Genomic DNA, 23,235 nt, shown 5'->3' on the forward strand with positions numbered 1-23,235 from the left:
AAAGGAGAATTCATAAGGAGGGAGTACATGTTTCATTATACGGTTGAAACAAATAAGAGCGTAGAAGAAGCAGTGGAAAGCCTGGAAGCGAATTTAAAGGATGAACAGTTCGGCGTCCTATGGAACTTTGATCTGAAAGGAAAGCTGAATGAAAAAGGTCTGGAATTTGAGGACGATTTCAGAGTGCTGGAAGTGTGCAATCCAAAAGAAGCGCAGCGGGTCCTGAACCAGAATAAAATGGCCGGATACTTCCTTCCCTGTAAAGTGGTCGTCTATAAAGAGCAGGACCAGACAAGGATCGGAATGCCGAAGCCATCTTCCCTTACGCAAATGGTAAATGACGATCAAATTCTCGCCATGGCTGAGGATATTGAATCACGCTTGATCCACTGTATGGACAAATCAATATAAAGATAAAAGAGCTGCCTCATCGCGGGGTCACGGAAAACTTTTCCCTGTCAAGAGAAGCGGTTAAAGGTTGTTGTTGATTCTCACGGATCGCTTGTCGATGGATGCCTGCCGCGGGCACGGCCTCCACTGACTTGGTCAAGAAATTCCTTAGGCCAAGGGGATCTTCGGTTCGCGCTGTTCCCGCAGCCATCACCACCGAACGCTCCTCCTGCCGACGTTAGAATATATGGGAGAGAGTGGGTGCCCTGTGCAGGTTCGCAGATTCAAAAGAACGGCATGGGCTGCGCTGATGAAGGCTGGCTGCTGGAATATGAAAAAGATTTCCCTCCATCCAGGGTGAACTGGGTGAAGGGGAGTCTTTTTCATTTTTAAAGAACTGCCAAGGAGCGGTGCCCCTTCCACTCCTGCAGAAGAACGAGTGACCCGAGATCGCCCAGCATGGGTTTTGCGAGGAAGCTCGGGCGCTCGTCCGCGGAAAGGGAAGGGGCACCGCTCCTGGCGTTAAGAAAGAAAAAAGCTTGTAAAGAAACAGGGGTTTCTCTACAAGCTGAGAGTGATTGATAAAAAAATCACTCTTTTTTTAATGGCTCAAAGGCGGGATATTGTCTGGGAGATGTCCTTTCAAGGAATAGTGAAAACTCCCTTCACTGGTTAAAGCCCCGTAAAAAACATCCGTTACCCGGTGATTACCCAGGGCCTCCTCCAGCCACGCCCGATCACGCCCCATCTTTTGAAGGATATCAGGCTGGAGTTTCCCATCAAGAATGATGGGGACATCATACCCCCCGCCCCTTACAGAAAGACTGAAATCCTCCCGTGCCGGCGGTTCTTTATCCGGCAATAACTTGACGGATAAAGAACCGTTCGCCTCAACAATACCCAGCTCAACCTGAGTGAGATCGAAGACCTGCTGTTCGCGGAGCATCTGTGTAATGTTATCAATGGAATACCGGATCTGATATAAATTTTTCTCCACCATTTGTCCCTTATAAACAACGATTGTGGGTTCAAATGTCAACATTTTTCCAAGCTTCCTGTTTTTCAGCTTGACCGTAACAATGAATTTCTGCAGCAGGGCAATGACAATAATAGCGGCAACGGTATGTATATGATCAATGTCCGGATCGGCGATATCTGCACCAACGACGGAACCTAGAACAAGCACAACAAGAAAATCAAAAACCGGAAGTTCTCCGATCGAACGTTTCCCCATAAAGATTCCCACTCCAAGCATCAGCGGGAGAATGGTCACAATTCGGATGATAACAACGAACAGGTCCTTCCATAACTCCATAGATTCCACCTCCATTTCTATTTTCACCCTTCCACCTTGTCCTATCCATTTATTCAAACAGAGGTGTTGACATTATACCTATAGGGGTATAATATATGTCATGTACTGTTCAACAACGAACATCTTCACAAGGAGGGGAAAACATGGAATATAATGACGCCATGAAAAACCGAGTCAAGCGTCTCGAAGGCCAGCTGCGGGGTGTATTGAAGATGATGGAAGAAAATAAAGACTGTAAAGATGTCATTACGCAGCTCTCTGCTTCACGGAGTGCCCTTGACCGGGCGATCGGACTTGTTGTAAGTTCCAACCTTGTGGAGTGCATCCAGGAAGCAGATCAACAGGAAGATAAAGAAGCCTCTATTAATGAGGCCGTTCAACTGCTCGTGAAAAGCAGATAAAATTTTTAAATTTTTATATACCCTATGGTGTATATAAACCAAGGAGGATAACCCATTGTCTGAGACAAAAAAGACGAATATTATTTTATTCAGCGGGGATTATGATAAGGCTATGGCTGCCTACATCATCGCCAACGGAGCAGCAGCCTACGATCATGAAGTAACCATTTTCCACACGTTCTGGGGATTGAACGCTTTACGTAAAGATGAACCCATCCAATTGAAAAAAGGACTTATGGAGAAAATGTTCGGTCGCATGATGCCTAGAGGTGTCAATAAAATGGGCATTTCTAAAATGAACTTTGCCGGATTCGGACCGAAAATGATCAAAGACGTCATGAAAAAGCATAATGTGATGCCGCTGCCGGATTTGATCAGCATGGCCCAGGAACAGGAAGTCAATCTTGTCGCCTGCACGATGACTATGGACCTTTTAGGGCTGCAGAAAGAAGAATTGATGGATGATATTCAATATGCTGGTGTAGCCGCCTATCTCGCTGATGCTGAAGAGGGCGCTGTAAACCTGTTTATATAATCGAGGAGGAATCAGGAATGAAAACATTGACGGCAAAAGAAGTAGAACAAAAGCTGAATGAAGGAAAAACATTGAATATCGTGGATGTCCGCGAAGATGAAGAAGTCGCTGAAGGTATGATTCCAGGTGCCACGCACATACCACTGGGTTCCATCGCAGACCGTGCAGGTGAACTGGATAAAGAAAAACCTTATATTATGGTCTGCCGCTCGGGTGGACGCAGCGGCCGCGCCAGCCAGATTCTTGAAGATAAAGGGTTTGATATCACAAACATGGAAGGCGGCATGATGAGCTGGGAGGGCCCCACGGAATAATCAAGCCACCCTTATGGGTAGAGGAGGAACAGGAATGGATGTTAAGACAGATGTAACACTGGATGCTAAAGGAACAGCCTGCCCGATGCCGATCGTGAAAACGAAAAAATCGATGAAAGGCATGGAATCCGGGCAGGTGCTGGAAGTCCAGGCCACTGATAAAGGGTCCACAGCAGACCTGCAGGCATGGACAAAAAGTGCCGGTCACCAGTACCTGGGTACCATTGAAGAAGACGGAGTCCTCAAACACTATGTCCGCAAAGCCAATGATGATGAAACAAGAGAGAAAAAGCACCCGGATGTCGTGGACAACGAGGAGCTGAATGCCGTTCGTTCAAACTCCGAATCCATCATTGTTGATGTCCGCGAAGCTGCAGAGTATGCATTTCATCACATCCCTGAGGCTGTTTCTATTCCTTTGGGGGAAATCGATGATCGCGGAGATGAGCTCGATCAGAGTAAAACGGTCTATGTCGTTTGCCGCACAGGCAGCCGAAGCGACCTGGCTGCACAAAAGCTTGCCGCCAAAGGGTTTCCTGCTGTCTATAACGTAGTTCCCGGGATGAGTGCCTGGAACGGCGAAACGAAATCACTCAACCAATAATTTTTTAAATAAAAATATACCTTAGGGGGTAATAGGATGACTGTGAAAACGATGACGGTAAAAGAAATCGCTCATAAAGTCCTGAACAACGAAGAGCTGTTTCTATTGGACGTCCGAACAGAAGATGCCTATCAGGATTGGAAAATCGAAAGTGAGCATTTCACCTATTTGAATGTTCCTTATTTTGATTTACTGGACGGCGTTGATGAATGGATAAAACAGCTGCCCAAGGACCAGCCGATTGCTGTCGTCTGTGCCAAAGGCGGCTCTTCACAAATGGTTGCAGAGATGCTTGTAGAGGAAGGATTGACTGACGTCTATTCCGTAGAAGGCGGAATGAAAGCCTGGAGTGAGCATCTCGAGCCAAGAAAAGTCAGTGATCTGAAGGACGGCGGTGAACTGTATCAGTTCGTTCGTCTCGGAAAAGGGTGCCTTTCCTATATGGTCACTTCCGAAGGAGAAGCGGCCATCATTGATCCAGTGAGGATGACCGGAGCCTATACAGATATGGCTGAGAAACTCGGGGTAACAATTACGAATGTCTTCGATACCCACCTTCATGCAGACCACATTTCAGGCGGTCGTACGCTTGCAGAGGAAACAGGAGCTGTTTACTGGCTGCCACCGGAAGATGCTGGTGATGTTGTATTCAACTATCAGCCGCTAAGGGACGCCGATCACGTCCAGATCGGTCACTCCAACATTGATATTCATGCCTTGTACTCACCAGGACACACGATCGGATCCACTTCTTTTGTCGTGGACGATACGTATCTGATGACGGGAGATATTCTATTCATCGATTCCATCGGCCGTCCTGACCTGGCTGGAAAAGCCGAGGACTGGGTAGGGGACCTGCGCGAGACTCTATATACACGTTATAAGGAGCTCTCTGATGAACTCGTCGTCCTCCCCGCCCACTTTATGATTATGGACGAATTGAATGAAGACGGCACGGCAACAGAGAAGCTTGGAACTCTGTTTTCCCGGAACCACGGATTGAATATAGCTGATGAAGGTGAATTCCGCCGGATGGTCACAGAGAACCTGCCGCCGCAGCCAAACGCCTATCAGCAGATCCGTGAAACGAATATGGGCAGAATCAGCCCTGACCATGAAGAACAGCGGGAGATGGAAATTGGTCCGAACCGCTGTGCTGTAAGATAAACCATTCTGACATGCGTCCGTCCACTACGGGCGCATGGATCAACCACGAAATGAGGAGGAAATCATATGAACACAGAAAAAGTACTTGATGCGAAAGGCTTGGCCTGCCCTATGCCCATTGTAAAAACAAAGAAAGCTATGAAAGACGTCGAAGCTGGCGGGATTCTTGAAATTCACGCCACAGATAAAGGGGCGAAGAGCGATTTGACAGCATGGGCGAAATCCAGCGGTCATGAACTGCTGAAACATGAAGAGGAAGACGGCGTATTCAAGTTCTGGATTCAAAAAGGCGAGTAAGCACGCTGGATGGATCATCGTATAAAAAATGCAGAGGGAACCGTTACAGGTTCCCTTTTTTAAGGAGGTTACCCTCATGGAATTTGGATTTATCCTAACGATTTTCCTTATTGGATTTGTGGGTTCCTATGTCTCGGGAATGCTGGGGATTGGAGGATCGATCATTAAATATCCAATGCTTCTCTACATCCCGTCCCTCGTCGGTTTTACCGCCTTCACTCCGCATGAAGTTTCCGGCATCAGTGCAGTACAGGTCTTCTTCGCTACCATCGGCGGCGTTTGGGCTTATCGAAAAGGCGGATATTTAAACAAATCGTTGATTGTGTACATGGGAATCAGCATTTTGATCGGAAGCTTTATAGGAGGATACGGTTCCCGCTTCATGCCGGAAGCCGGGATCAATCTTGTTTATGGAATTCTCGCTCTCACAGCTACGGTCATGATGTTTATTCCGAAAAATGGATTGGATGACCAGGAGATGGATGAAGTGACCTTTAACCGGCCCCTGGCCGCTGTACTGGCTTTGATCGTCGGCATTGGAGCCGGGATCGTCGGTGCTGCCGGAGCATTCCTGCTCGTACCTATTATGCTCGTCGTCTTAAAGATTCCAACGAGAATGACGATCGCTTCTTCTTTGGCCATTACATTCATCTCATCCATCGGCGCAACGGTTGGGAAGGTGACGACCGGCCAGGTGGAATACGCTCCAGCTGCTATTATGATCGTGGCCAGTTTGTTCGCCGCACCCCTGGGGGCATCTGCTGGTAAAAAAGTGAACACGAAGATTCTCCAAACGATTCTTGCCGTTCTGATCTTCGCATCTACGGTAAAGATCTGGATGGACATCTTTTAAAAAGGCTCTGTTATGGCTTGGTGTTGTTATTCAACATGTGAGCTCCTATCACCCCTTTCTGTCATGGGGTTTGTATGAGGCGGCCTTGGGAATGGCTCCCTTTCCGCGGGGTACCTTTATCCCACAGGAGTCCCGCCATTTCTAAGGCTGCCTCTTAAAGAAGAGTAGTTAGAAAGAATATAACCGAAGTCCGTTACACCACTACGAAAGGGATGACAGGGAAAAAGGAACAAGGTGAGACCCCGGAGAACGAAGTTCGAGGAGGCTCATCGTTCCCCGTGGAAAGCGGACGTTTTTCCCTGTCATCCCATGCTCTGGGCAAACAACGGATCGGCCCCCTGATTCCAGAGAGAGACGATTTAGTAATCGTTCAAAAGATCAACAACAGACTTTAACAGAGCTTTTAAAAAAGGACCCTCCCAGGTCCTTTTTTCATTTTTATCTTTACCCGCCCCTCTACCCCTGGAGGATTTCCAGGATGGAGGGCCGCCGCTTCTGGTACGTTACCGAAAACCTTTCTATATTTGATAACCTTCTTATACACAACTGGACATAAAAACCCCTCTGCCTGACAGCAGAGGGGCGGGGGTTATTCTTCATTTGATTGGGATTGTTCATCTTCGGTCACCAATTCGGTTTCATCAAGATATCGAAGCAGGTCCCCGTACACGATCGAATCAGACATTTCCAATTCTTCCTGGGCAGCGCTGAAGCCATCCTCACAGGCAGCTCCATCTTCTACTTCTTCTCCTGTTTCACGATCGTAGCATGTGCCTTGAATACCAACGTATTCTTCGTTGGCAAAGTTTCCGTCACGTGTGATCATCAGCTGGCGACGGTCTTCATCCAACAGATCATGACCGAATTGAACAGGGTTTTCATCTTCAATACCAAGAAGGTTCATAAGCGTCGGACGCAGATCAACCTGTCCGCCGACCGTATGATTCTCTTCAGGTTCGATGTCTTTTCCATAGATAAGGAAAGGAACACGTTGAAGCTGGAACTGTTCATACTCATTAATTTCTTTTCCGAGATACTCACCCATAGCTTCCTGGTGGTTCTCAGAAATGCCGAAGTGGTCTCCATAGATGACAAGGATGGTATCATCATAGAGCTCCGAGTTCTTGAAATCTTCCACGAATTTCTTCAATGCTTCATCCTGATAACGGATGGTTTGGAAGTAACGGTTTAATGTACCACTGCTCGTTTCCCCTTCTTCGATGAGTTTCAACTCTTCAGGAAGTGTGAACGGGTAGTGGTTGGTCAATGTAATCATTTTAGAATAGAAAGGCTGATCCAGCTCTTTCATTTTGTTCAGGGAATCTTCGAAGAAGTATTCATCAAGATAGCCCCATCCGTGGGACTTCTCTGTTGTCACTTCATAGTCTTCCTTGGAATAGAATTCATCATACCCCAGGGAATCATACATGACGTTCCTGTTCCAGAACGTCTTATCGTTGGCATGCATGGAATTGGTGAAGTATCCATTCTCTCCAAGTACGCTCGGCATCGCCTTATACTCGTTCCCGGAGTGCGTAAAGAACACAGCGCCGCGGTTCAGAGGATACAGGGAGTTCGCCAGTAGAAATTCTGAATCAGATGTACGTCCCTGTTTCACTTGATGGTAGAAGTTATCAAAATAGATGCCTTCTTCCTTAAGGTCGTTGAAGTAAGGAGTCAGCTCCTCGCCGTGCAGCGTATTATCCACTACAAAGGTCTGTGTACTTTCCAATGAAATGGCAATCACATTCTTGCCTTCAGCGGCACCTTCCAGTCTGTCACTGTCTTCTTTCTTGTTTTCGTTCAAATAGTTGATGACCGGGACAAGCTCATTACTGTCCGCCAGGGTCTTCTTCATTTCTGTCTTACCTTGAAGAACAATATCATACATGTGGTAGTTTAATACACCAATGTATTTGACGAGCATATTGCGGTCAAATGTCCGTTCAAGTAAATCCGTACGTTCTGTCTCCGCCCATTGAAGGTTTACAATGAACAGGGGAATAGCAACGATGGCCAGAACAATCCCTTCCGGCCGTTTCGGTGTGAACGCCTGGAAGCGGGAAGGTTTGAGATAAAACAGCAGGAAGCCTGCAGCAATGACATCAACGAACAACCATAAGTCAGCAGGACTTATAATCGTCGTGATACTTCCACCAAGATCAGCGAGGTTGGCTACCTGATTTAACATCGGAATGGTTATGAAATCATTGTATTCACGATAAAACAACACATTCACATAAAGCAGGATGGAACCTAAAATGTAGGCAGCAAACATCCCGCGCCGGCGTGCAAGCAGAATTCCAACTCCGAACAATAGGAATATACTGCTGAGCGGGTTGAAGGCCAGAATATTCGCCTCATTGGCGTTCTCCACGCCCAATGTGAAAATGTTGGTTTGAATATAATACATCTTCAACCAGAAGAGACCAATCACTAAGGCATAGACTAATAGTTTCAGTCCGGTTTTTTTGTTTATATATTTATTTCCTGTAAACATTGTAAAACCTCCGTTAATTTTACATTACCCTATTTTAACTCATCTTATTTCATTTTTGTACCATTAAAGCGATAGTTTTAAAACTCTGACACATTTACCCTTGTTTTATTACAGGTTTGTCATAGAAAAATGAACCTCTTGGCCTATGACCCTGAAAAATTACTATTCAACAAGTTATTTTTCATAGTTTGTAATCTTCTCCCTTCATTTGTGTTAACCTTTTATATAATCAGTTAACAAAATGGAGGTCATGTTTATGTCTGAAGAAAGCAGAAAGCTTCGTTTTTTGTTGAATAGTGCCATATTCGCTGCATTGACGGCCATTATGGCTCAAGTTGAAATCCCACTGCCTGTTGTGCCGATCAGCGGCCAGACGCTTGCCGTCGGTTTAACCGCCACCATTCTCGGAAGCCGTCAGGGCGCAGCAGCTATGGTTGGGTACATGGCTCTCGGGGCTGTAGGACTTCCTGTATTTGCAGGATTCAGCGGTGGTCCTCAGATTCTTGCCGGACCGACCGGAGGCTACATATTCGGATTCATAATCAGTGCCTTTATAACCGGCTGTATTCTCGAAAAAACCGCTTTTAACTTAGGCTGGGCGATGGCAGCGAATACGGCCGGTATGGTGGTTACTCTTCTATGTGGAACTCTGCAGCTGAAATTCGTACTCGATTTAAGCTGGACGGCGGCACTCGCCACCGGTATCTATCCATTTATCGCCGTCGGCTTGATCAAGGCTTTTCTAGCCTCATGGCTGGGCATTACAGTTCGAAAAAGACTGGTAGCCGGGCAGTTCATTAAACAATCAGCACCAAAGAAGGCCTCCTAGTTCTATTGCCCGGGAAATAAGGCCGGCTCATAATTCTCTTACCTTCCGGGAAGCCTATTCCTGGAGGTGATTGATCTGAATCCTTATTTATGCCCGGGATGCAAAACAAACCGCTCACGTTTTAACGTGATTGAGCAGCAGTCGATGCCGGTCAAGATGGACCCTGAGACGGGAGAGAGGCAGCCATCCTATACTTCAGAAACTATGGATGTATTCCATCTCGCTTATCAAGGCCCCGCCATAAAGGTCCAGTGCGGAGCTTGTGGTTTAATCGAAGATGAAGCATCTTTCATTGCATTTGCTGAACACCAGCGTATGAACGGAACCCCCTGAACAGGATCAGAGGGTTCTTTTTTTACGCATCCATAAACTGAACCTGCCACGCGTGAAGGAAAAGGCCGGGATCAAAGCAGCGGAAACCGGATGAATCATGACGGCAGTTGTGAACACATACCCCGCCAATCGAGTCCAGGAAGCTGGGTAAAAGGATTCTTCATTCACTTTTTTCATCTCTTCCAACACCTTCTCTTTCAAATCATATCCCACCCAAAGAGAGACGGCCAAAGCCTGTATACAGGAAGAAAAAAAAGGAAAACCCAGCATCATCTGAATAACGAGGACGGCACATGCATAAATGAGCAGGCAGCACTTCACCCATTTCACATAAACAAGAGCCAGAGCCTCATCCTCAACGGGAATATACCGAAATACGGTCGGCTGCTTGAAGAAGTTATGAAAAATGCCGGACGCCACTTCGATGAAAATGAAAACAGCCAGCGGGACCGTCAAAAACCTCATCCAGTCCACTTGAAGAGGAACCACTACAATAATAAGAACCCCCGCCACGATCGTGGATACCAGATAGTTGTAGGATTCCTTCCCATGAGACAGCCAGATGCGGTCATACATACGTTTCGGATAAAACCAGCTGTCCCTCATTTTACGGGCAGCTGCTGTAAATCGTTTTGGAGGTCTTACAGCGACATTCGTCACCTGGTTCACGAGCCAGAGGTTCCAAACCTTTGCATCATTCCGTTCCGCTATCTTCCCCCATGATGGTTCATAAAAGTACAAGGAAGCAGTCGCAGCCGCCGTAACCCAGGCAGCCCCACCGATGATCATCCACGGCAGGAAGCCGGCAGTATAGACGGATGTCAGGACGGTTCCCCCCATACTGACCAGCAGCAGCTTGATATACCACGGCGTGCTGTATAGTCTCCACTGAATCCATACTTCAAACAGCAGACTGCACCCATAAATGAAGAAAAATAAAAACGTAAAAGAAAGGGATAAAGGCGTTAACATGCCGGCAGCTGTCAAAACCAGGGCTGACAGGAACAGACTTTTACCTGCCTTTTCCATATATAAATAAAACAAGATCTCCCGCCTTGAATGAGGCAGGAGGCTGAGGTGAAGTTCTGAGGAAGAGAATGGGAGAGCTGAATCCCTGAAACCTGCGATACAGGCTCTCACCCATAAAGCCATAGGTAAAAAAGGGAGATAGGTTGAAGCCCGGTCCTCCCATTCATGGAAAAGCGGGGTGAAATCTTTCATCCAATCATAGCTGATCAGGAGTAATACGACAGCCATGACCGCGGCATAAAGAAATACAACCGGGTCATACAACGTCTTGAACGATTTCTTATATAGAAGCATCTTCTTCTGCAGACGACTCCGTTTCAATGTATGAAAAGCCTGCCAGCTCTCTGCTCCCATCATTGGTCTTTCCTTCTTTCCAGCATTTCAAAAAATTCCACTGGACCATAGGAGGAAACCGAACCATTCTTCAGCATGACATAGGTATCTGCCAGGGTCTTCACCTTTTCCAGCTGATGGGTGGTCAGGACAATCGTCATGCCCTCTTCTTTTTTACGGTTCAACTCTTCTTCTAAAAATTTACCCGCATACACGTCCAGCCCCATGAAGGGTTCATCGATAAACAAAACCGGCACAACAGGAAGCAGGGCGCAGATTGTTTGGACTTTCTGCCGCATTCCTTTGGATAACGCTTCTGGATATTCATCTTTCTTATCAGTAATTTCAAAGGCATCCATATACCTTTCGATCCTGGATGCAAAGGTTTCACGATCGATGGAGTAGCTTTGTTTATATAGATCAAAATGCTGAAGCGTGGTTAACTCGCTGAATAAAAGCGGCTCCTCCGGTATATAACTGAACATACGTTTATAGCCTTTCAAATGGTCATCTATATTTTCCTGATGGATGGCAATCGACCCCGATTGTTTATCTCTCATGCCAATCATCGTTTTCATTAACGTGGATTTTCCAGCACCATTATGACCGACCAGAGCAAGGATTTCTCCCCTTCCGGCCTCGAGACTTACGTCATGCAGGATCTGTGCCCCACCAATTTCCACCGAACACCCCTCTACACGAAGCACCATGTTCATCCCTCCTCATGTATAGGTTTACGTATTTTTCCAATTAAAAGTTTCAAAAAAAATAAGCCCTCTCCTGTTTGAAGAGCGGGCTTATCCTTATTGATTCATTCTAGAAAGAAAATCGCCGAGCAGGTCATCATCATTTTCCTCTTCTTCTGTCGATGATTCCACATCACGCAGATCATCCTGGAACTGATCAAGGTCCAGTCCATCCAAGTCATCATCACCGGTTGTAACCAGTTCCGGCACCTCTTTTTCTTCTTCCTCTCCCTCAGGAATAACAGGGGTTTGAGGTTCATCGGCTGCAGCCGTTTCTTCCTGCAGATACAGAGCTTCGTCGATATCATACGCACGGCTGTTCAGGGAAGCCAGAAGTGTGGTGGCACGGACAGGATCCATGATGAGCTGATGAAGGATACTGCCGATCAATGCTTCAGAGTGTTCATGCTTCATCCAGTTTCTCTGCTCTTTCGACAAGGCTTTCGGAAGGGGGACGGTGATCGTTTCTTTATCCTTGGAAAGAGATTCATTCACTCCGTCCATAACGAACTGAGCGATGCGGCTGGAAAAATTACGCCGTTCCGTCTCTTTCAAATGCGTCAATTGTTTTAATAAATGATCCGGAGTGTCCGAGGGGACACGAAATGTAATCGACTGCCCCCGTTCGACACTTTTTCTAGATGAACTCATGAAAAATCACCTTACTTGGAAGATCCGGATTGTTGTTCCACTTTTTTATTCGCTGGTTCGACTGGTTTTTTACTCGTTTTACGGATATAGTCGGAAATCAACTTATAATACGCATTCGCCATCATCCAGATGCTTTCTTCCTCGTCCTCGAAGAATTCAATATTAAACCCATCGAGTTTATTATTCAGCATTTTGATATATTCCTTAAGGACAGCAGATCCTCCACCTACGAAATAGCAGATTTCCGTCTGGGAATTCTTCTGCCATACATTACGAAGGTAACGGTACTGTTTCTTAGCCAGTTCAAGAAGAATGCGATCGGTAATATCGTGGACACTCGTACGGCTTCCGCGAACCATAATGTGGTGACGGTCGTTCTTTCTCGTAATAATATCCACCACGTCCCGACGGCTGTCGAGTTCCACTCCATGTTTCGTCAAAATTTCATCGCGGATCATTTCAAGTGATTCAGAAACGCCGAGGTTGAATCCCTGTGCTTTATCATCATCCACATTTCGGTTACGGATGACCGCGATATCTGTAGATAGCCCTCCAATATCCTGGATAAGGATCTGCTTGTCCACGAGTTCTTTATTGATAATGTGCAGGTCGTTATCCATAACAAGGTTGACATAAGCGGCGAACCCTTCCGGATAGACTTTCACTTCATCAAATTTAAGGTTCACTTTCATCCCTTGATATTTAGGGGTTACCAAAAATTCAACCTGGTGGACCGACCCAAGCAGTTGAGAGCGATAGCCCACGTCTTTTCCTTCTTTGACTTCGCGGAGAGGAAGACCGGTACCCAGGTTATAGTTAGCTTCCACCACATTATTTTTCGCAGATTGTGCTCCTTTACCAGAAACCGCATCAAGTGCCAGTGAAGCAAACAGCATGATCAGCGTTTGATCTTCTTCCGATTTATAGCTTCCTGGATCAAGCTCGGTGGAGTTCGTGGTCTTTGTTGCCAGATTTCCTACACGGTAAATGGCATTATTCTCTCGAAGGGCAGGGGAATGCACCCGAATATGTAGATTATCGAGTGGATTTTTATCATCCAGATCCTCAATTCCGATGACCGGACGATCCTCCAGGTCTCTCGCTACTACGTTAGGAATATAAAGGGAAGATTCCAGTTTCCCGAAATTTGCTTTCAACGCATCATTACCAACATCAATCGCTGCGATTCTTGCATGTGTCATAAACAGTTCTCCTTTTTATAAGTTATTTAAATGACCTCTCCTTAGTTAGAATCTATAAAACTATCAGAGAATAGTCAATCCTCCTTTTTTCGTGTTCATTTACGCAAACATGTGTACAAATCCGTGTACGTGTTTACAAATTTGTACACATCCCTTTATATCAGTATGTACACACTTTTGTATTCTTGCGTACAATTATGTGTACACAATGTTTACATTAAGAATACATGCAAACAAAATTGTGTACATAGAACTCAGAACATAAAAATTACATAAAATGACACAAAATCACGGGCTGAGTTTTTGTCAGTTTTTCGATGCCCTGGACTAAGGCAAGAAAAAAGCGATGCTGGAAGCATCGCTTTTACTGTTTGATATAGGTACTGAATAAATCTTCGAGTTTCTTGGTTAAGGCTAAAGTCATTAAGCCGTTTCCTTCAGCAGTTTTAGAGTAGCCGAGTGGAGTCGTGCGTTTAATGAGCTGGGAGAAGATTTCAGCTTCCGTCATCGAACGATTGAATTGTTTTTCAACTAATGGAATTAAAAGGGCAAGACCTCCAGACACATGCGGGGTGGCCATGGATGTACCAGAGAGGCGTGCGTATTTTCCTTCTAAATAGGTGGAAAGGATATCTACACCCGGAGCAACAAGGTCAATCTGCGTGTTCGTATTCGTAAAATCAGCCAGCTCGCGTCGTTCATCAACGGCCCCCACTTGAATGACTTCATTATAAGCACCAGGGTAGCCATATTCCATAGTATCTTCCCTTCCATCCCCCTCGTTGCCGGCTGCACATACAACGGACACGTCATGACGGACAGCGTCTGTAACAGCTTCTCTCAACTCTTTCGTATCTTGAGGACCTCCCAGGGACATCGATATTACTCTCACACGTTCCTGATTGGGACCCCTCCAATTCACGGCGTAATGAATGGCTTCAATAATCCAATCATACTCCCCTCCCCCATCCTCAGAGAGAACCTTCAAAATTAAAAGTTTTGCTTTCGGTGCTGTCCCAATGACCCCTTCGCCGTTCTCTACTGCAGCAATGGTACCTGCCACATGTGTACCATGACCATTATTATCTGCGTAATTATCAGGGTCTCCGCCATAATCATTGGTAAAGTTACGGCCATCCAGAATGTTTTCCTCAAGATCAGGATGATCAAGCTGACATCCTGTATCAATGATAGCTACAACACTTCCTTTTCCTCGCTCCGACTCTTCCCAAAGGCTTTCAGCTTCAACGATCTGTATTCCTTTCGGACGTTCATTCGTCGTTTCTAAAATAGCTTCCGTGCGGTAGGGAATCAATTTCATCCGGCTCATGGAAATCCTCCTCCATCCTGGTAACAGGTGTTGTTGTACAATCATGAAGTTTATCTTCCTCCTATTATAACACCCAGAAATAACCACTTAGGACAGGTTTTTGAAATAAGGACCATAGAATCATAAATCTTGGAGCGGACACCTATATTCAGTAAGTATCCAAATGACCGTTTAAGAGAACGGTCAGGACCCCTCGTTTAAAATAAGGATTTCACACCGTACAAGGGGCTTCATGGTGCTTAGAAAGCTTTTAGAGCCTTGTACGAAGGCATTCTGCTGCTTCAAAGCTATAAGCACACACACATGTCTGAATCCATAACAAAAGCTGCAGACATAAAAAAAGAACTGCACCGATCCGGATCGGTGCAGTTCTTTTTTATTTTATGGTAGATATTTTCTAGGGTTTACAGCATTCGTACGGCTGCCATTCCAGGACCCTTCATGAATTTCGAAGTGAAGGTGCTGCCCTGTAGACGCACCTGTACTTCCCATGTTACCTACAAACTGACCCTGTGAAACGGTCTGACCTGCAGATACTGCTGGAGTACTTCTCAAGTGTGCATAGACGGTCGTGAAGGTCTGACCGTTAATCTGGTGGGCAATCATCACGACATTCCCGTAGCTGGATGAATAGTTAGCCCGGATAACCGTCCCGGATGCGGAGGCATGGATTGGGATCGTACCGCCCGCAGCTAAGTCAATACCAGAGTGGAATTTCGTTGTACCATATATAGGGTGAACCCGGTTGCGGTCAAACTCGGATGTTGCCGGTGCATTGGCAGGCCAGATAAACCCTGTGCTGCTGCTTGCGGCTTCAGAATCGCTTGAATCAGAAGAGCTGGAGCTGTCTGATGACGAAGAACTTGAAGATGCACTGCTTACAGATTCCTCTTCCTCTTCTTCCTTGGCAGCTTCTTCTGAAGCAGCTTTTTCAGCTGCGGCTTTTTCAGCTGCGGCTTTCTTTCTGGCTTCTTCTTCAGCTTTCCGCTTACGCTCAAGCTCGAGCTGGCGCTGACGCTCAATTTCTTTCTCAATAGCAGCTTCCTGGGCAGCAAGAGTCTCCTGCTCTTCTTCCACACTGATCAGGTGGTCATGAGCAGCTTCTTCTTTCTGTTCAAGAGTGGACATCAGGGCTTCTTTTTCTTCTTTCTTACTTTCAAGCTCCTGTTTCAATGCTTCAAGCTCAGATAATTTCTCCTCAAGGGAAGCAAGTTCTTCTTCCACCTGGGCTTTCTTTTCTTCAACAGCCTGCTTGTCTGCCAAGTGCTGTTCAAGAATTTCCTTATCCTGCGTAGCAATTGTATTCAGGCTCATGATCCGCTCAAGGAAGTTCCCGAAGCTTTCTGCTCCCATTAGAACATCAAGATAATCGACGCTTCCCCCATTTTGGTGCATGGACTTCACACGCTCTTTAAGCAGTTCGTCACGCTCTTCGATACGCTTTTCAAGCTCAGCGATTTCTTCTTTGAGCTGGTCGATGTTTTCTCTTGTCTGTGCAATTTCATTTTCTTTCGTCTGGATCTTATCCAGTGTTTCCATCGTCTGTTCATCCAGACTTGCGATTTCAGCGTCTACTTGTTCCTGATCTTCTTTAAGTTCAGCAATTGTATCTTCTTTTTCCTGAATTTCCTGCTCATTCTCAGACTGCTGCTGTCGATTCTCTTCCAGTTTGTCCTGATTTGTTTCAGCGTTGACCGTTGTTGAAACAGGTAAACCGGAAAGAATCAGACCGGCAGAAAGAGCGGCGATAATAACTTTTGACTTCACTCTTCTTCCTCCCCCGATTCCTCACCTGTGTGAATGATTCCTCTATTTTTAAACCTTCAAATACTTACGGATGGACGTAAAGCTTCCCCAAAGTCCAATGGTCACTCCCATAAGGACAAGCAGGGCGGACACTTCAAAAACAAACGGGTAAACCGGCAGTAAGTCTATAAATAAAGTAGGATATCTGGTCGTAACCTCATTGTAGAGAGCGTCATAACCAAAGATCACAAGGGCAATCGGAATAATCGAACCAAGGATTCCTATTAGAATGCCTTCGAATAGGAAAGGCCATCGTATGAACCAATTGGTTGCCCCTACCATTTTCATAATCTCGATTTCACGTTTCCGGGCTACAATGGTAATCCGGATCGTATTGGCAATCAGGAACATCGCTGTAAACAACAGCCCTGCGATGATCGCAAGCCCGACATTTCTGGCCACATCCATAACGCTGAACAAACGTTCTACGGTTTCTTTGGCATATTCGACTTTATCCACACTATCAAAGCCTTCAATTGTTTCAGCTACTTGAATTGTATCTTGTGGATCTTCCGTCTTCACTACGTACACGTCATTCAATGGGTTTTCATCTTTCAGAGACTCAAAGGCTTCCCCTTCGTCCCCCATACTGTTGATCAGGTTATCCAGCCCTTCATCCTTCGATTGGAAATTCACACTGGAAACACCCTGCACGTCTTCTAAATCACCCTGCAGTTCCTCACGGCTTTCCTCATCTGCGGTACGGTCGATGAACACACGGACTTCAACGTCTTCCTCAATCTGTTCTCCTATATCATTCAGGTTCAGGAGAAGCATAGCAAAAACCCCGACAAGTAGAAGCGTCACCGTTACCGCTGATATGGAGGCCACCGACATCCACTTGTTTCTGGTTATGTTTTTGACGCCTTCTTTTCCGTGCCGGCCGAACGTTTTAAATTTCATTTTTTCTTTCACCCCGGCACTTCTGATTTATAACGGTTTGAAAGTCATTCATCCTGCCTGCATCTGCGTTTAAACGGTGATGGATTTCAAACAATTTCTATCACTTCCTACCAATCTTTCATATTTGTTGATCTATGTTGTAAAAGTTATGTAGTCTTGGTCGTCTCGTTCAATTACCCTACTAATTATATCAAAGATATTCGCTAAATAAAGACAAATTATTATTACATTTGTGTTTCATAAGTTTACAGAAACCCGTATTATCAAGGTTTCTTATCGACATGTTCCGTCATAATCAAAAGTATTTACATATGTGTATATAAGAGTCGTTCATCCCTGTTTCAGCATAAAAAAATAAGCCGTCCTCTTAGGAAGACGGCTTATTTTCCTGGTGATGATTCTTTAATTTTTCAATTTCCTTTTTGAGGCGGAAATTCTCCTGCAAGACAGAATCGTAGGTTATTCTTTTCAAAGCTTCCGGGTCCAGGTTAACTTCGTACCATGATTTTCGCAGCACAGCACCCCCTGTACTTGTCGGCTTAATTTCAGCAGCAGGGTAGAGCTTTTTCAGGCGGGACACTTCTTTTTCAGATAAGCGGAGTTCCCTGAAGAAAATGCCTTCTTGAAATGACTCGAACAAGAAGCGTTCAAACGCTTTTTCTGCCAAAGCCTTTCCTCCTTGAGTGAATCGTCTTACTTATATATAAGATGAAGCGGAAAGGTTCATGACTTCTGGTATACAGATTCTTTAACGACCGCATGAGCCACCACTTCCATTGGATCCAGCAAGGGCACAGGAAGGTGGTAAGGCTTCAGGACGAGACCGATTTCTGTGCAGCCCGAAACTATGACTTCAGCCCCCTGATCAAGCAGCTCCTCAGCAGCAGATTTCAAAAGGGTAAGGGGTTCGGCATCCGTGTTTCCACTTTTAATCCCATTGCTGCCATAAATAGCTTCCATCACTTTTTCGTTCTGGGTCACCGGCTGCGGCTCAATGACATCCAGGTGACCGAGGTGCTTTTTGAACAATCCGGTCTGCAGTGTCCCGGTCGTCGCCAGCACACCGACTTTTCGGACTTCCGGATAATGCGACTCGATATATTTTTTCAATTCTTCAAAAGCGTTCATCAGTGGAAAGGATACGGCTTTTTGTACTTCATCAATAAAATAATGCGCGGTCATGCATGGAATACAAGCCACGTCCACATCCACTTTTTCAAGATTTTTAGCTGCATCGATCATTTGTGGGACAGGATTTTCCCCGCGCCCCGAAATGGCCGCAGTACGGTCCGGGATTTTGGCATTGCTGTCAATAATCACACGGTAATGATCCTGATCCTTTTCGGCCTGTGTAGCGCGGATAATTTTCATATAATATTCAGCTGTCGCCTCAGGTCCCATTCCCCCGAGTATGCCGATAATTTTGTCGTTCATCGTCTGCCTCCTTACAAAAGACCCATACGTGGCTGAGAAACCATTTACAGAACGCCGGCTACCCGGTTTTTCAACGGTTTGAACAGCTGATCTTCATCGATGTCTGGTCTTTTTGTACTTAACTGTTCTAAAGCAATCTTCGCACCAGGATCCATGCCCTGACACCCGGCAAGCAGCAGCACATCATTTTCCTGTACTTCAGATAATGCATGGTTCACAGCATCATCAAGCTCTTTATAAAGATGGACATTGATGCCGGCTTCATCCATCGCCTCTTGAAATACACGCACCTCTTCATCTGTCACCACATCTTTTTCACTCACATGAGAATGGCTCACCGTAGCAATGATGTCAGTCAAACCAAGGCGTGGCGCCCATTCGGCAATGGCTTTCGCATTTTCCTGGTTCACGGTTACCCCGCGGCTGCCGCGGATGGCATACACCAGCTTCAAGTCTGCGTAGTCCATCTGTTGGAGCGTACTCAATGTAACGTTGATGTTCCCATAGTTGGCGAAGTGATCATCCAGCATTTTGAAATCATCTTCATATACCATTTCAAAGCGGCGTTCCACCCCGCCAAAGCCTTTAATACCGGACTGGATCGTTGGAATCGGTACCTCATTCAGAAGAGCAGCTGCGATGGCCACCATGGAATTGTAAACGGAATGATATCCCGGCGTGGACAATTCAATATCGAATTCCTGTGGAACATAGCTGGTGTCCCCTACAGAGAATGGGCGGCGGATTTCCACCGTGAACTTAGCTCGTCCTGTTGAAAGGTCCAGATTCCTGCAGATCAGATCGCCATCCCCGGTTTCCACACTGAATGTAAGGACATTGGCTTTTGTTTCTTCCACGAGTGATGCTGAATAGGAATCGTCAAGGTTCAATACAGCCCAGCTTCCTTCAGACGCGTTACGGATCAGGCTTGCCTTGCTGTTAAAGTATTCCTCAAAAGACCCGTGAAGATCAATGTGCTCTCGACTGATATTGTTTAAGGAGACGATATCAAAATCCACACTGCCCACCCGGCTTAAATCAAGCGCTGAAGACGAAACCTCCATCGTTACATGAGAGACGTCCTGGTTTCTCATTTCCGCAAAATATCGGTGCAGGTCCAGCGATTCAGGCGTTGTCAGCTTGGTCGGTTCAGAATAATCGCCGTACTTCACGACAACCGTTCCAATCAACCCTGTCTTCAGGCCGTGCTCTTCCAAAATGGCATCAGTCATAAAGGAAGTGGACGTCTTTCCATTCGTGGCTGTAATCCCGATAGTCTTCATAGCACGGGAAGGATGGTTATAATAGGCATCACTCAATGCAGCCAGTGCCTGACGGCTGTCTTCTACGCGGTATTGAGGCAGATCCTCCCATCCATCCTGGTAATCTTCTACGATGATTGCCGCCGCACCACTCTGCACCGCATCTTTCACATAACGGTGTCCATCCGTCTTAAAGCCTTTAATGCAAACGAAGACATCCCCTTCGCTTACGTTTTTAGAATTATAGGCGAGTCCCTGAACGTTCATGTCTTGATCATTCCAGGCTTCCAGCACCTCAATCGATGATAATAACTGATTAAGCATAGCCATTGTTATCTACCTTCCCTGCAATTTTTTACTGATTCCCATGTGGTAATCATCCGTTCATATCTTTCGTACATCCCCATACTTTTCCTGCCGTCATCCGGCTTATGCCGCCTGTCTTTCTATGCTTTTTTCGTCACACGGCCGGCAACGAGGCGGGCCAGTTTCTTCCCGAAAGCAAAGGCTGGTTTCGGATCTTTCGGATCCCATATGGCATGGGCTTTCGGTCTGAAGTAGGATTTCATGACACTCTTCGGAGAAAGCTGACCCGTCTTGATATATTCCCTTACGGCAAGAAGATCCTCATAGGCATACCAGAATACGATGTTTTTATCTTCCCGTACAGCTTTCGGTTCAAGCGGACGGCCCGTAAGTTCCCGGTAAGTGATATAAGGAATATTGATACCCGTCTTCTGCAGAAGGTGGTTCAAGTTTGTAATTCTCACATTGATTTCTATTAAATAATACTGCCCTGTTTGAGCATCTTTTTTAAATTCGATCTCAGCAAACCCTTTATACTGGATCCCCTCCAGGAATTTCGTTCCAAGCTCGTACAATTCCGGAACGTATTTCTGCTGGGTGTAAACGGAGGCTCCGTAATTCACAGGGAACTGACGAAGCTTCTGGCAGGTCACCCAGTGAGTGACCTTGGAATCCTGGTCCAGATAGGCATCAAATGTATACATATGATCATCAAACCCGGGAATGATGCGCTGTACAATCACTTCGATACCGGCTTCTTTCGCCTCGTTGACTTTCTCAAGGAGTTCCTCCTGATTGTGTACCGTGAAGAGTTTTCTACGGAACTTGGCCACAAATGCTGGAGAATCCACCGGCTTAACCAGGCACGGATACTGGATCTCCTTCTCCACAAGTTCCACGAAGTTCTCTTGATCGGCGTTAACCGTCTCAGGTACAGCCACCCCATGTTCAGAAGCCAGGGTATGAAGCGTCCCTTTGTCCATTATCTTAGTATATAGCCCCTGCTCCTTTTGAGGAATAAGGAAATGTTCCCGTAATTCCGACAGATGCTCATCGACGAACTCCACGTACGGATCAGCTGTCGGAATGAGCACAGGAGGACTGTCCTGTTTCTTTGCATAATCCACAAGAAAGGCAGCAAGTCCGGCCGGATCTTCTTTATAGTGGGGGCCGATCAGCGCTTCCGAACAATATTTAGATTCCAGCCCGTAGGCCCCTTCCCAGGCATAATCCACGGCAGCAACATGGACACCATGAATACCAAGACACCGGATTGTACTCAGTCCAATGTAATAATTCGCACCTAAAACGACCGCTTTATTCGTCATGAGATATCCCCTTTTACCTTTTTATTATTTATACACGTCCCGTAATCTGAGGCGTGAAACTTCCGATATGTAAACATATATATTTTACCACAATCCAGAGGTGAACAAAACGCAAACCGGTTCCCGACATACAAAAGGCGGCCCGTACCCGGGACGCCTTCAGTCTTTCTATCTATTTGGCAGAGGGCTGCTGAACATCCAGATGACTGGATGGTGCGGCGGCTGTTTTCTGCCCGCTTCTGCGGAAACGACGCACCCATGTATCAGCTCCATACATGATTAAAAACATAAGCAGGACGGTCAGAGACAACATCGCGAGTGATGTAACCATCGTTTTACCCCTTTTTTTCGTTAAATTTCCTCAAATCACTACAAATCCTTATATATAATACCAAATACAGGGCTGTTGTAAATATTTATTTCTATTTTCTCCACTATTCTTTTAATTATTTAAAAAAGCCGCCTTCCCTAAACAGGAAAGGCGGCCTAAAATCAGGACCATTCAAACTCCCAGTCTTCTTTTAAAATCAAGTAGGAGGCAAAAAGGCGGTCCGCTTTGTCGAGCTGTTCCGAACGGTCTCCCGGCTGCAGTTTAGGGAGAAGGATGGCCGCTACATCTTCCGTTAATTCTTCCTGTTCCACGGCATTCAAACCAGGATAGCGGTGGACGTACGTCCTGAGAAGTTTCCAATCTTCCTTTGTAAACCGCTGGCGCTCCCATTCTCCTATATGCACGGAGCGGTTCGTAATCCCCTTCTCCCCGAGAAACTTTTCCAGCTTTTTATCCGAACTTTTCCTTCTCTTTTTCTTCCGCTCATGGATGACAATGGTTCCTGCTACAATATCGCCGAGACGTTTGTGGGACGGATGGAAAAAGACCATCAGCATACCAAGCAGATAATAAAAAGGCAGCATATCAATAATACGGAGCAGATTGCGAATAAGAACGGACAGTGCGGTCGGTCGTCCGCCATTTTCCCTGACCACACGGAGACCCAGCAGCATTTTGCCCGGTGTCCTTCCGTTTGCGAGCCATTCAAATAAAAAGAAGTACCCCCAATTGATGATAAAAATGATCACGATGATTACAGCCACAACCAAACTCTCTGCCTGCCGGAAGTAAACACCTATGTAATTATCCATCAGCAGGATGACTGCCAGCAGACCGACGTTCATCAGCGTAGTAATCAACGTGTCTGTAATCTGTGCTGCTCCCCGGCTGCCCAGTCCAGCCAGTCTGAAATTCAGCGTCACATGCTCCGGTGTTTTCACTTGCACATTTTCCTGCATACGCCATCTCCTCTCCCGGGTTCCAATCAAAAGGAATCTTGCTTATAATTAAACTATAATGTAAAAAATTTCCGAGC

Annotated in this window: 26 protein-coding genes; 10 read left to right on the forward strand and 16 right to left on the reverse strand. The window is 46.0% G+C overall.

The genetic code is table 11. The features are described 5' to 3' along the window. The first annotated feature begins 27 nt into the window (after positions 1–27). Positions 28–411 (forward strand): DUF302 domain-containing protein, encoded by a 384-nt coding sequence (locus GLV97_RS03035; RefSeq protein ID WP_160837200.1) that lies wholly within the window; start codon positions 28–30, stop codon positions 409–411. 16 nt (positions 412–427) lie between these two features. Here the strand turns inward: GLV97_RS03035 and GLV97_RS03040 are convergent, their stop codons facing one another. Together GLV97_RS03040 and GLV97_RS03045 are read right to left on the reverse strand one after the other, a co-directional pair. Beyond that, positions 428–607: a hypothetical protein gene (locus tag GLV97_RS03040; protein WP_160837202.1), complete on the reverse strand. Its 180-nt coding sequence runs from the start codon at positions 605–607 to the stop codon at positions 428–430. A gap of 384 nt (positions 608–991) precedes the next feature. Further along, positions 992–1,705 carry a DUF421 domain-containing protein gene (locus GLV97_RS03045; RefSeq protein ID WP_237418548.1) on the reverse strand — a complete coding sequence of 238 codons (714 nt, stop codon included), beginning with the start codon at positions 1,703–1,705 and terminating at the stop codon, positions 992–994. Positions 1,706–1,848: 143 nt separating this feature from the next. Here GLV97_RS03045 and GLV97_RS03050 point away from each other — a divergent pair, with 143 nt between their 5' ends. From GLV97_RS03050 to GLV97_RS03080, 7 genes are all read left to right on the forward strand, one after another. Continuing rightward, positions 1,849–2,106, forward strand: a complete 258-nt coding sequence (locus GLV97_RS03050) for a metal-sensitive transcriptional regulator (protein ID WP_160888957.1) — start codon at positions 1,849–1,851, stop codon at positions 2,104–2,106. 55 nt (positions 2,107–2,161) lie between these two features. Next, positions 2,162–2,641 carry a DsrE/DsrF/DrsH-like family protein gene (locus GLV97_RS03055; RefSeq protein ID WP_160888958.1) on the forward strand — a complete coding sequence of 160 codons (480 nt, stop codon included), beginning with the start codon at positions 2,162–2,164 and terminating at the stop codon, positions 2,639–2,641. Positions 2,642–2,658: 17 nt separating this feature from the next. Continuing rightward, entirely contained in the window at positions 2,659–2,955 is a 297-nt protein-coding gene (locus GLV97_RS03060; protein WP_160837208.1) for a rhodanese-like domain-containing protein, read from the forward strand. 34 nt (positions 2,956–2,989) lie between these two features. Beyond that, positions 2,990–3,559 carry a sulfurtransferase TusA family protein gene (locus GLV97_RS03065; protein WP_160888959.1) on the forward strand — a complete coding sequence of 190 codons (570 nt, stop codon included), beginning with the start codon at positions 2,990–2,992 and terminating at the stop codon, positions 3,557–3,559. Between the two features lie 36 nt (positions 3,560–3,595). Continuing rightward, the gene (locus GLV97_RS03070; protein WP_160888960.1) at positions 3,596–4,726 is read left to right on the forward strand and encodes an MBL fold metallo-hydrolase; all 1,131 of its coding nucleotides are present in this window, start codon (positions 3,596–3,598) and stop codon (positions 4,724–4,726) included. 66 nt (positions 4,727–4,792) lie between these two features. Then, positions 4,793–5,023, forward strand: coding sequence for a sulfurtransferase TusA family protein (locus tag GLV97_RS03075; protein WP_160888961.1), 231 nt, complete (start codon positions 4,793–4,795; stop codon positions 5,021–5,023). A gap of 76 nt (positions 5,024–5,099) precedes the next feature. Next, positions 5,100–5,876: a sulfite exporter TauE/SafE family protein gene (locus GLV97_RS03080; RefSeq protein WP_160888962.1), complete on the forward strand. Its 777-nt coding sequence runs from the start codon at positions 5,100–5,102 to the stop codon at positions 5,874–5,876. Between the two features lie 589 nt (positions 5,877–6,465). On the opposite strand, the gene GLV97_RS03085 is transcribed toward GLV97_RS03080, so the two are convergent. After that, positions 6,466–8,376 carry an LTA synthase family protein gene (locus GLV97_RS03085; protein WP_160888963.1) on the reverse strand — a complete coding sequence of 637 codons (1,911 nt, stop codon included), beginning with the start codon at positions 8,374–8,376 and terminating at the stop codon, positions 6,466–6,468. Positions 8,377–8,632: 256 nt separating this feature from the next. Between GLV97_RS03085 and GLV97_RS03090 the strand changes: the two genes are divergently transcribed. Beyond that, positions 8,633–9,205 (forward strand): biotin transporter BioY, encoded by a 573-nt coding sequence (locus GLV97_RS03090; protein ID WP_160888964.1) that lies wholly within the window; start codon positions 8,633–8,635, stop codon positions 9,203–9,205. Between the two features lie 75 nt (positions 9,206–9,280). Beyond that, positions 9,281–9,538 carry a DNA alkylation repair protein gene (locus GLV97_RS03095; RefSeq protein WP_160889068.1) on the forward strand — a complete coding sequence of 86 codons (258 nt, stop codon included), beginning with the start codon at positions 9,281–9,283 and terminating at the stop codon, positions 9,536–9,538. Positions 9,539–9,544: 6 nt separating this feature from the next. Here GLV97_RS03095 and GLV97_RS03100 read toward each other — a convergent pair whose 3' ends face one another. The 13 genes from GLV97_RS03100 to GLV97_RS03160 all read right to left on the reverse strand — a co-directional run bounded on the left by GLV97_RS03100 (position 9,545) and on the right by GLV97_RS03160 (position 23,158). Then, positions 9,545–10,924 (reverse strand): hypothetical protein, encoded by a 1,380-nt coding sequence (locus GLV97_RS03100; protein WP_160888965.1) that lies wholly within the window; start codon positions 10,922–10,924, stop codon positions 9,545–9,547. Further along, positions 10,921–11,610, reverse strand: coding sequence for an ABC transporter ATP-binding protein (locus GLV97_RS03105; RefSeq protein ID WP_160888966.1), 690 nt, complete (start codon positions 11,608–11,610; stop codon positions 10,921–10,923). Before GLV97_RS03105 ends, GLV97_RS03100 begins: the two co-directional genes overlap by 4 nt. Positions 11,611–11,703: 93 nt before the next feature. Continuing rightward, positions 11,704–12,297, reverse strand: a complete 594-nt coding sequence (locus GLV97_RS03110; protein WP_160840988.1) for a hypothetical protein — start codon at positions 12,295–12,297, stop codon at positions 11,704–11,706. Positions 12,298–12,308: 11 nt separating this feature from the next. Further along, positions 12,309–13,499 (reverse strand): ParM/StbA family protein, encoded by a 1,191-nt coding sequence (locus tag GLV97_RS03115; protein ID WP_160837228.1) that lies wholly within the window; start codon positions 13,497–13,499, stop codon positions 12,309–12,311. A 364-nt stretch (positions 13,500–13,863) separates the two neighbouring features. Further along, positions 13,864–14,829, reverse strand: a complete 966-nt coding sequence (locus GLV97_RS03120; protein ID WP_160837230.1) for a S8 family peptidase — start codon at positions 14,827–14,829, stop codon at positions 13,864–13,866. 381 nt (positions 14,830–15,210) lie between these two features. Then, entirely contained in the window at positions 15,211–16,596 is a 1,386-nt protein-coding gene (locus GLV97_RS03125) for a PcsB-like coiled-coil domain-containing protein (RefSeq protein ID WP_160888967.1), read from the reverse strand. A 48-nt stretch (positions 16,597–16,644) separates the two neighbouring features. Next, a complete protein-coding gene (gene ftsX, locus GLV97_RS03130; RefSeq protein WP_160888968.1) occupies positions 16,645–17,538 on the reverse strand; it encodes a permease-like cell division protein FtsX in 894 nt (297 codons plus the stop codon). 367 nt (positions 17,539–17,905) lie between these two features. Further along, the gene (locus GLV97_RS03135) at positions 17,906–18,205 is read right to left on the reverse strand and encodes a hypothetical protein (RefSeq protein ID WP_160888969.1); all 300 of its coding nucleotides are present in this window, start codon (positions 18,203–18,205) and stop codon (positions 17,906–17,908) included. Positions 18,206–18,261: 56 nt separating this feature from the next. Then, positions 18,262–18,972 carry an aspartate/glutamate racemase family protein gene (locus tag GLV97_RS03140; RefSeq protein ID WP_160837238.1) on the reverse strand — a complete coding sequence of 237 codons (711 nt, stop codon included), beginning with the start codon at positions 18,970–18,972 and terminating at the stop codon, positions 18,262–18,264. A 44-nt stretch (positions 18,973–19,016) separates the two neighbouring features. Continuing rightward, entirely contained in the window at positions 19,017–20,564 is a 1,548-nt protein-coding gene (locus GLV97_RS03145) for a Mur ligase family protein (protein ID WP_160888970.1), read from the reverse strand. 116 nt (positions 20,565–20,680) lie between these two features. Next, the gene (locus tag GLV97_RS03150; RefSeq protein WP_160888971.1) at positions 20,681–21,868 is read right to left on the reverse strand and encodes a carboxylate--amine ligase; all 1,188 of its coding nucleotides are present in this window, start codon (positions 21,866–21,868) and stop codon (positions 20,681–20,683) included. Positions 21,869–22,040: 172 nt separating this feature from the next. Beyond that, on the reverse strand, positions 22,041–22,199 hold the full coding sequence (locus GLV97_RS03155; RefSeq protein WP_160888972.1) for a hypothetical protein: 159 nt from the start codon (positions 22,197–22,199) through the stop codon (positions 22,041–22,043). A 161-nt stretch (positions 22,200–22,360) separates the two neighbouring features. Then, positions 22,361–23,158, reverse strand: a complete 798-nt coding sequence (locus tag GLV97_RS03160) for an RDD family protein (protein WP_160888973.1) — start codon at positions 23,156–23,158, stop codon at positions 22,361–22,363. Positions 23,159–23,235 lie beyond the last annotated feature (77 nt).

Source organism: Halobacillus litoralis, from assembly GCF_009856355.1.
Classification (GTDB): Bacteria; Bacillota; Bacilli; order Bacillales; family Halobacillaceae; genus Halobacillus; species Halobacillus litoralis_B.